3 protein-coding genes are annotated in these 2,050 nt (G+C 73.9%); all 3 read right to left on the bottom strand.

Going from position 1 to position 2,050, the window contains the following annotated elements:
- On the bottom strand, positions 1–550 hold a 550-nt coding region (locus tag G3I65_RS33830), incomplete at its 3' end, for a hypothetical protein (protein WP_160699705.1).
- Positions 547–1,833, bottom strand: a complete 1,287-nt coding sequence (locus tag G3I65_RS33825) for a hypothetical protein (protein WP_309235870.1) — start codon at positions 1,831–1,833, stop codon at positions 547–549. The genes G3I65_RS33830 and G3I65_RS33825, both read right to left, overlap by 4 nt.
- Positions 1,834–1,870: 37 nt before the next feature.
- Positions 1,871–2,050 (bottom strand): DUF6403 family protein (locus G3I65_RS33820; protein ID WP_239071621.1); only part of this gene is annotated, 180 nt, incomplete at its 5' end.

Raw genomic sequence — 2,050 nt, 5'->3', positions numbered from 1 at the left:
CGACCACGAGGACCGCGGCCGCCGCGACCAGGTACCGGGGCAGGGACGGGCTGACCGTGCGGCCGCCGTCCGGGATCGCGCCGGACCGCACCAGCAGGTCGTAGTTGACGACCGCGACCTTCATGGCGTCGGCCGGGCGGTCGACGAACCCGTCGATGCCGTTGCCGATCATCGACTCCGCGACGTAGGCCTTGCCGAAGTTCTCGTCGTCGTAGCCGGGCAGCCGGGAGCAGCCGTACTTGTGGTATTCGTCGCCGTCCCGGCTGAGCAGGAGACCCAGCGTGCCGTCGATCGCGCCGGACAAGCTGTCGCACTCGTCGCTGAGGTCCGCGCCCGGTTCGAGGAAGGCGACGACGAGCCGCCGGTTGCCGATCACGCGCTCCGCGGCCGCCTGGTCGATCGTGACGCCGGGTGCGGCGTACACCGACGACGTCCGCAGCTGGCGGGCCATCGGGCCGTCGAACACCCCGGCCGACCACAACGCCCAGCCTGCCAGCACAAGACAGCCGAGTACCGCGACGCCGAACGCGCTGCCGAAGAACCGTTTCACGCGAGCCTCCCCCGCAGGAACGTGGCCGGCCGGTAGTCGGCCCGGCCGAGCAGCTCCGCCGTGGTGTCCAATTCGGACTCCGCCTGGTCGAGCAGACGCTGGACGTGCTTGTCCGGCAACTGCTCGTCGAACGCTTCCCGCGCGGCCGTCAGCCGGGTGATCCCGCGGGTGAGCGACGCGGCCGACTCGCCGTCCGTGAGCCCGGAGACCTCCACGGCGAGCGCGGTGAGACCCGCCAGCCGCGCGGGCGTCCGGACGGCCCGCGCGGGCTGCCGCACCTGGCGCACGGACAGGATCAGGAACCCGGCGGCGCAGGCGGCGAACAGCCACGGCAGCGCGGGCAGCGCGACGCGCAGCGGGTCGAACGGGGTGTAGGGCAGCGGGCGGTCGAACAACCCGGCGTACCGGATGGCCGTGACCCGGTCGAGCCAGGCGTTCAGGACCGTGCTCTGCGGGTAGGCGTACTTGCTGAGCCGATCGCCGAACTGGCCGTAGAAGCTGGCCGAGGCGACTTCGGCGAACTCCGCGGCCGACGGTCCGTCGTACTCGACCCACGAGCCGTAGACGACGACCACCGGCCGGCCGGGGAACTCGCGGGCCAGCGCCGGTCCGAAGTGGACCATCGGCCCGCCCGGCGGCTGCTGCGGCAGCACGACGTACAGCGGCTGGGCACCGGGGAACGCCGGTGTCGTCGCGGGCGGGGTCTTCGCCGTCGTCCCGGGTGCGAGGTAGTGCCCGGTGCCGCGGAGTCCGGCGGTGACGGGGGCCAGTTCGGCCGGCGTCGGGTCGCGGCGCGCGAGCGGCGGCCGGTCCGGCGGATCCGGCTGGTGATTCAGCTTCGCGACCAGCGTGGCCAGCGGCGAAGTGACGTCGCCGGTGCCGAACTGGCGGATCCACTCGGCCGCGCGGTCGGACGAAACCCCGTAGATCCCGCCGCTGATCTCGGTGCCGATGATGCGGACCGCGTCGTCGTCGGCGTTGCGCACCCGGTCGCGGAGGTCCTTCGGCAGCCCGGGTGGCGCCGCGATGATCCGGACGCCCGCGGTCCCGGCCGCCGCTCGGACGGCGTTGTCGTCCCAGGTCGCGATCGCGCCCGGCAGCCGGACCACGGGGGAGCTCTTCACCATCGCCGACAGCTGTTCGGCCGAGGGGATGGTCGCGCCGCTGAGCTCGCCCGCCGAGCCCTCCGGGATCGGGTTGGCCGGCGCGGGTGCCTGGCCGTAACTGACGTAGGTGCTCTGCCGCTGCACGAGCAGGAACGTCACCAGCACCCCGACGGCCACCGCGAGCAGGGTCCACCGGAGAACCTCCGGCCAGCGCCTAAGCACGGGCGGCCTGCCAGAGCTCGTCGGCGCGGCGCGCGTGTTCCTCGGCCGACCTGGCCGCTCGCACCCCGCCGTGCGCGGCCGCGATGGTCTCCGCCTGGGTCAGCAGCTGCTCGGCTTCGGGCAGGGAAGCGGCCGCCGCGTCGCGGCTGACCGCGGCGCTGTCGATCGCCGC

This window comes from Amycolatopsis sp. SID8362 (genome assembly GCF_010550475.1).
GTDB lineage: Bacteria > Actinomycetota > Actinomycetes > Mycobacteriales > Pseudonocardiaceae > Amycolatopsis > Amycolatopsis eburnea.
Note: the sequence above shows the minus strand (reverse complement) of the source record. Positions and strands in the feature narration are given on the sequence as shown.